Genomic DNA, 5,855 nt, shown 5'->3' with positions numbered 1-5,855 from the left:
GCCGCGAGCAGCGGCACGGCCGCGCCGGTGGCGGCGGCGATCGGCGCGGCGGCGGCCAGCCCGACCGGCCGGGAGACGAACGAGATCAGCGAGTCCAGCGCGGAGACCCGGCCGAGCGCCCGCTCGGGGATGCGGTTCTGCATCTCGGTGTCCCAGAGCGGGATGAGCAGGCCGAGCCCGATCATCGCGACCGTGTAGGCGGCGGCGTCGACCCAGACGGGGGCGTGCAGGGCGAACGCCGTCAGCGGCAGCACATAGGTCGCCCCGGCGAGGGTGACGGCGCGCAGCCTGCGGACGATCGGCAGCCGGGTGGCCGACAGGATGCCCGCGAGCATCCCCGCCGCGCCGAGCTGGGTGATCAGCACCCAGGAGGACGCGCCGCCGAGCTCCCGGACGGCGATCACCGGCCCGAGCGTCAGCAGGAATCCGGCCGCGAGGTGCCAGCAGCAGTGGCTGACCACGCTCGCCAGGAACCAGGGGTGGCGGCGCGCCTCCTGCCAGCCTTCGCTGATCTCGGTCGCGAACCCGGACGCCGTGGCCGGTGCGGGCGCCGCGGTGGTGCGCAGCCCCGCCAGGGTCAGCGCGGACAGCGCGAACAGCACGGATGTCAGCAGCGACGACCAGCCGGGCCCCGCGGTGAGGATGAGCGCTCCGGCCAGCGCGGGAGCGGCTAGTTCGGCGAGGCTGCGGGTGCCGCTGAGCCGCGAGTTGAGCCGCAGCCGCTGGTCTTCGGGGGCGAGCGCCCGGACGAGCCTGCTGCCCGCCGGGACGCCGAACGAGATCCCGATCCCGGCGAGCGCCGCGAGCCCGGTGAGATGCCAGATCCGGGCCGTCCCGGTGAGGAGTTCGACGGCGATGGCGAGCTGGGCGAGCCCGCGGAGCAGGTCGGCGGCCGCGGTGATCCGGGCGGGTGGCAGCCGGTCGGCGACGACCCCGGCGACCGGCAGCAGCAGGACGAGCGGGACGAGCTCGGCGGCGAGCACGAAGCCCAGGTCGCCGGCGGTGCCGAGGCCGTGGTCGCCGACGATCGCGAGGGTGAGCGTCATCGGGATGAGCGCGGTGGCCAGCGCCGACAGGGCGCGGCCGAGGATCAGTCGGAGCATCCCCGGAATGTAATTCGCCAGCGAATCATTCGTCAACTAAATATAAGCTGGCGAGGCATACTGGGCGCATGGACGACTCGGTGGACCGGCACATCGCCCGCTGGAAGGGGCTCGCGCCCTTCGACGAGCGGACGGAGGCGATCGTCACCCGGATGCAGTTCCTGGTCAGGCACATGCTGAAGGCCAAGGACCGGGCGCTCGCCGAGGTCGGGCTGCAGGACTTCGAGTTCGAGACCCTGCACTGGCTGGCCGGGCTCGGCGGCCGCACCACGCCGTCCGCGCTGGCCGCCGAACTCAAGATCTCGCCCGCCGGGATGACGGGACGGCTCGACACCCTGGAGAAGGCCGGGCTGATCCGCCGCGTCCGCGCCGACACCGACCGCCGCCGCGTCGACATCGAACTGACCGACACGGGCCACGCCCTGTGGACCAGGGCCCAGGAGATCCGCGGCGACGTCGAGGACCTCATGGCCGGAGTCCTCGATCCGGCCGAGCAGGACACCCTGATCGCCCTGCTCAAACGGATGCTCCTCAAGGTCGAGACCCCGGCCTGAACAGGGCGGCGCCCCCGTCCCGGGAAAGCGGACGGGGGCGCGGTATCCGGTCAGACGCGGCGTCGGAAGCCCATGAGCAGGCCGATCCCGAGGGCGGCGAGGCCGACCTGGAACAGCAGCTCGATCCAGTCGACGCCGTCCGTGGTCGCGACGCCGACGTTCTGGGCGAGCACGGTGCCGATGAGCGCCGCGACGATCCCGATGCCGACCGTGAGCAGCACGCCGATCGGCTGACGCCCGGGCAGGACGAGCCTGCCGAGCACACCGATGATCGCGCCGATGATGATCGCTGTGATGATTCCTGCAGGGGTCATTTCCGCCTCCTTGGCGGGTCGGGTACGCCGGGGGCCGTGCCCGAAAAACGCGGTCCCTCACCTACCGGCACGACTGGCAGGATGGCGGGATGCGGCGGATTCTGGTGCTCTGGGACATCGACCACACCCTCATCGACGCGGGGACCACGGCGAGAACCGCGTACGACGCGGCGTTCTTCCGGGCCACCGGACGTCGGCTGGAACACGCCTGGCGGTTCGACGGACGGACCGAACTGGCCGCCGCGACAGAGGTCCTCGACGTCCACGGGATCCCGGCCGGCGGCGGGATGCTCGACACGTTCCTCGAGCTGATCGTCGAGGAGCTGACCGAGCGGGCCGGGGAACTCGCGGCCGGCGGACGGGTCCTGGACGGGGCCGAGGAGGCGCTCGTCGCGGCCGGTGAACTGGCCGGGGTCAGCCAGACGGTGCTGACCGGGAACCTCTACCCCCTGGCCGTGCTGAAGCTGGACGCGTTCGGGCTGTCGAAATACGTGGACTTCGGGCTGGGCGCCTACGGCGGTGACGCGTTCGAACGGCACGACCTGCCCGCCCACGCGTTCCGGCGGGCCGCCGAGCGGGGGCTCGGATTCACCGGCGCCGACACGGTGATCGTCGGCGACACCGTGCGGGACGTCACCACCGCGAAGCGGGCGGGGGCGCGGGCCGTGGCCGTCGCGACGGGCACCGGGCCCGCCGCCGAACTGCTCGCCGCGGGCGCCGACACCGTCCTGCCCGACCTCGCCGACACCGCCGCGGTGATCGCCGCGCTCGCCGGGAATGCCGCGGCGGGGTCGCTCGTTACATAGTCCGTAGGCCGGTGTGTCCGGTGTCCCCGGGCCTCACCTTCCGCCTTCGTGGAATACCGTCCGGCTGGAGCCACGTTGTGCATACCGCCGAGAGGCGACCCGCGCATCGGCCCTACGACGAAAACACCCCCGCCGGGATGCTTCCCGGCGGGGGTTTCGTCATGATTGCGGGGGAGGTGAACATGGCGACCGAGACACCCGGGGCGGGCGCGCTGCTGGCGCTGCTACGCGAACGGCCGCTGACCAGGGCCGAACTGGTGGAGCTCACCGGGCTGGCCCGCTCGACGGTGTCGCTGCGGCTCGACGCCCTCGCCGCGGACGGCTGGATCGTCCCGTCGTCGGGGCCCGTCTCGTCCGGGGGGCGTCCCGCGACGGCGTTCGTGTTCAACCCCGACGCCCGGATCGTGCTCGCCGCCGACCTCGGCGCGACCGACGGGCGGCTCGCCGTCACCGGCCGCAACGGCCGGATCCTCGCCGAACACACCGCCGACCTGCAGATCGGCGACGGCCCCGAGAAGGTCCTCGACTGGGTGGCGGCCGAACTTCCGGTGCTCGTCGCCGCGGCGGGACGGTCGCCGCGCGAGGCGTGCGGGCTGGGGGTCGGGCTGCCGGGTCAGGTCGACGCGGCCACGGGACGTCCCGGACGCGAGGCGAAGATGCCCGGCTGGGAGGGGTTCGACGTCCCCGGACGGCTCCATGACCGGCTCGGGGTGCCCGTCCTCGTCGACAACGACGTCAACATCATGGCCGTCGGGGAGCATTCGACGGCCCCGCACGTCGACCATCTGCTCCTGGTGAAGCTGGGGACGGGCATCGGCGGCGGGATCATCACCGACCGTCGGCTGCACCGCGGCGCGGGCGCCGCCGCAGGCGACATAGGCCACATTCCCACCCCGTCGGCGGCGGGCCTGCGCTGTGCCTGCGGCCAGACCGGCTGCCTGGAGGCGATCGCCGGCGGAGCCGCGCTGGCCGCGCGCCTGAACGTCACCGACACTCGCGAAGTCGTCAGGCTGGCCCTGGCCGACCGCCCGGAAGCCGTCACCGCGATCACCGAAGCCGCCGACGCGATCGGCGACGTCCTCTCCGCCCTGGTCACCTTCTTCAGCCCCGCCGAAGTCGTCATCGCCGGCGACCTCGCCGCGGCCGGCCCCCCTCTCCTCGACCGCATCCGCTCCCGAGTCCTCACCCGCTCGGTCCCGCGCACCACCGAATCCCTCACCATCCGAGCCAGCCGCCTAGGCGACCGAGCCGGCATAACCGGCGCCGCCCACCAAGCCCTAACCTCCGCCCTAACCTTCTGACCCCCAACGCTCGGCCGGCAGGTACCGACCTCATGGCGGCTGCTCATCACCAGAGCGCAGGCCAAAGCCCCGGGCGATGGTGCGGGCCCGGGGCTTTGGGGGTGGTTCAGGTGTGTGAGGAAGGGGGGTGGGGGGTGGAGGTTTCGGTTTTGGGGACTTTGATGGACTTTGCGGCGCCGGCGTGGGCCATGACGGTGGCCAGGAGGGCGGCGGCGGTGGAGGCCAGGCCCAGCCAGGCGCCGTACTCGACGTTGCCGGGGAGGAAGTCGAAGCCGTCGTTGATGCGGAACTGGCCGGTCTGGATCACCCAGAGGACCGTTGTCACGATGGCGACGAGGGTGCCGAGAGTCAGCAGCACCTTGCGGGAGACGGGGGTTCCGCCAGAGGAGAAGCGGCCGAACATTCCGGCGCCGGGACGCTTCGGACGGAAAAGCGCGGCGAGCAGGTTACAGAAACCGGCGAACAGCAGCGGAAAAGCCATCGAGAACCAGCCTTTCTCGTGGCCGAAACCCGCGAAAAGCTGGTTGATGCCGATGTCGGACGGGATCAGCCCGCTGCCGATACCGAGACTCGCCCAGGGCATCACCGCGCTGAGCAGCAGTCCGATACCCGAGACGGCACCGAAGACACGGGCGATGCTGTCCTGGCTCGAGTTGTTCGCCAGATCGGGAGACAGGCTCCCCACACGCGGATCGCTCATAGCAATTCCCCCCATGGTGCATTCAACCGCCGCAATATCAAACTACCCAGGGCGGTTGGGGCACTCTCCTCGAAAAGGTCAAGTCGCGTCATGGATCATCCGATGGGGCGGGAAATAGCAGAGGGTCTCGCGACGGTCGGACAGCTCGCGGCAGGCGTTGCAGGAGTAGGTGCGGTGGCCGCCGGCGTCCCGCGCCCCGTCGCAGCCGCAGGGCTTCCAGCCGACCAGGACCCGGCCAGGGCCGAGCGGATGGCCATAAGGGCAGGTCGTGGGCGCGTGCATGGCCCCGAACTCTATACGAACAACTTTTCGAAGGTGTTCAGAGGGTCAGGGTGTACAAATGAAGGCGTTCGGCTGCTTCGGCCGATGTCAACGTCGGTGCGAGCCTGCCGTCGAGGTAGCCGCGCGGGTCGACTTCCCGCGTCCGGTCCCAGGGGCCGAGGATCAGCGCGTGCACCCGCTCGAAGCCCAGCAGGGCCCGGACGGTGCCGGCGTCCTCGCCCGGCGCGACGAACCAGTGCAACTCATCGCCTTCGAGGAGAAGTTCCAGCTCCAGATACTGGACGGCGTCCGCCAGCCGCTCCGCCACGTGCATCCGTGGGGCGAGCGCCGCCAGCACGCGGGCTTCGAGCCGTCCGCCGAACAGCCGGTCGAGCTCCGCCCGCCCCAGCACGACCCGTCCCCGGCCGCGCGTCACCAGTTCGACGAGCACGGCCCGCAGAAATCCGTCGCCGCCCGCCCCGACCACTCCGGTATCGCCGTCCAGATAGGAGACCGCGCCCGGCTGCCCTTCGACGCCGCCGCCGCCGAGCCCGCCCCCGCTCGGTTCTCGCCCTCCGTGCGCCACCCCCGCCAGCACCGGAGTCCGGCTGGACACGAACCGGTGCGCCCCGAGCAGCACAAAGAGCAACCCCACCAGAACCCAGTAAACCGGGCTGCGCCAGGGACGCTCGGCCGCGGCGTGCGGCTGGGCATCGGCCAGGTTCTGTTCCGGTGCCGCGCTCACCAGCCAGACCACCCGCCCATCCGGCAGCCGCACCTCGGTGGCCCGCCCCCCGGGCCCCGCCGTCTCCGCCC

Annotated in this window: 8 protein-coding genes; 3 read left to right on the top strand and 5 right to left on the bottom strand. The window is 71.9% G+C overall.

Annotated elements, in window-relative coordinates; all coding sequences use genetic code 11:
- Positions 1 to 1,103 (bottom strand): MFS transporter (locus ACYVE7_RS27750; protein ID WP_460368663.1); only part of this gene is annotated, 1,103 nt, incomplete at its 3' end.
- Positions 1,104 to 1,171: 68 nt separating this feature from the next.
- On the opposite strand from ACYVE7_RS27750, the gene ACYVE7_RS27745 reads away from it, so the two are divergent.
- The gene (locus ACYVE7_RS27745) at positions 1,172 to 1,657 is read left to right on the top strand and encodes a MarR family winged helix-turn-helix transcriptional regulator (protein WP_460368662.1); all 486 of its coding nucleotides are present in this window, start codon (positions 1,172 to 1,174) and stop codon (positions 1,655 to 1,657) included.
- A 50-nt stretch (positions 1,658 to 1,707) separates the two neighbouring features.
- Here the strand turns inward: ACYVE7_RS27745 and ACYVE7_RS27740 are convergent, their stop codons facing one another.
- Positions 1,708 to 1,971, bottom strand: a complete 264-nt coding sequence (locus ACYVE7_RS27740) for a GlsB/YeaQ/YmgE family stress response membrane protein (RefSeq protein WP_460368661.1) — start codon at positions 1,969 to 1,971, stop codon at positions 1,708 to 1,710.
- 89 nt (positions 1,972 to 2,060) lie between these two features.
- On the opposite strand from ACYVE7_RS27740, the gene ACYVE7_RS27735 reads away from it, so the two are divergent.
- A complete protein-coding gene (locus tag ACYVE7_RS27735) occupies positions 2,061 to 2,777 on the top strand; it encodes an HAD family hydrolase (protein WP_460368660.1) in 717 nt (238 codons plus the stop codon).
- Positions 2,778 to 2,959: 182 nt separating this feature from the next.
- On the top strand, positions 2,960 to 4,078 hold the full coding sequence (locus ACYVE7_RS27730) for an ROK family protein (RefSeq protein WP_460368658.1): 1,119 nt from the start codon (positions 2,960 to 2,962) through the stop codon (positions 4,076 to 4,078).
- 106 nt (positions 4,079 to 4,184) lie between these two features.
- Here the strand turns inward: ACYVE7_RS27730 and ACYVE7_RS27725 are convergent, their stop codons facing one another.
- From ACYVE7_RS27725 to ACYVE7_RS27715, 3 genes are all read right to left on the bottom strand, one after another.
- On the bottom strand, positions 4,185 to 4,778 hold the full coding sequence (locus ACYVE7_RS27725) for a hypothetical protein (protein ID WP_460368656.1): 594 nt from the start codon (positions 4,776 to 4,778) through the stop codon (positions 4,185 to 4,187).
- 78 nt (positions 4,779 to 4,856) lie between these two features.
- Positions 4,857 to 5,060, bottom strand: coding sequence for a hypothetical protein (locus ACYVE7_RS27720; RefSeq protein ID WP_460368655.1), 204 nt, complete (start codon positions 5,058 to 5,060; stop codon positions 4,857 to 4,859).
- 37 nt (positions 5,061 to 5,097) lie between these two features.
- Positions 5,098 to 5,855: hypothetical protein (locus ACYVE7_RS27715; protein ID WP_460368653.1), on the bottom strand; the 758-nt coding region annotated here is incomplete at its 5' end.

Source organism: Actinocorallia lasiicapitis, from assembly GCF_054778695.1.
This window is presented reverse-complemented; position numbering and strand designations above follow the sequence as displayed.

Coding starts and splice junctions, on each gene's coding strand:
- ACYVE7_RS27740 (WP_460368661.1), bottom strand. CDS start 1,971: ATGACCCCTGCAGGAATCATCACAGCGATCATCATCGGCGCGATCATC.
- ACYVE7_RS27730 (WP_460368658.1), top strand. CDS start 2,960: ATGGCGACCGAGACACCCGGGGCGGGCGCGCTGCTGGCGCTGCTACGC.
- ACYVE7_RS27745 (WP_460368662.1), top strand. CDS start 1,172: ATGGACGACTCGGTGGACCGGCACATCGCCCGCTGGAAGGGGCTCGCG.
- ACYVE7_RS27720 (WP_460368655.1), bottom strand. CDS start 5,060: ATGCACGCGCCCACGACCTGCCCTTATGGCCATCCGCTCGGCCCTGGC.
- ACYVE7_RS27735 (WP_460368660.1), top strand. CDS start 2,061: ATGCGGCGGATTCTGGTGCTCTGGGACATCGACCACACCCTCATCGAC.
- ACYVE7_RS27725 (WP_460368656.1), bottom strand. CDS start 4,778: ATGAGCGATCCGCGTGTGGGGAGCCTGTCTCCCGATCTGGCGAACAAC.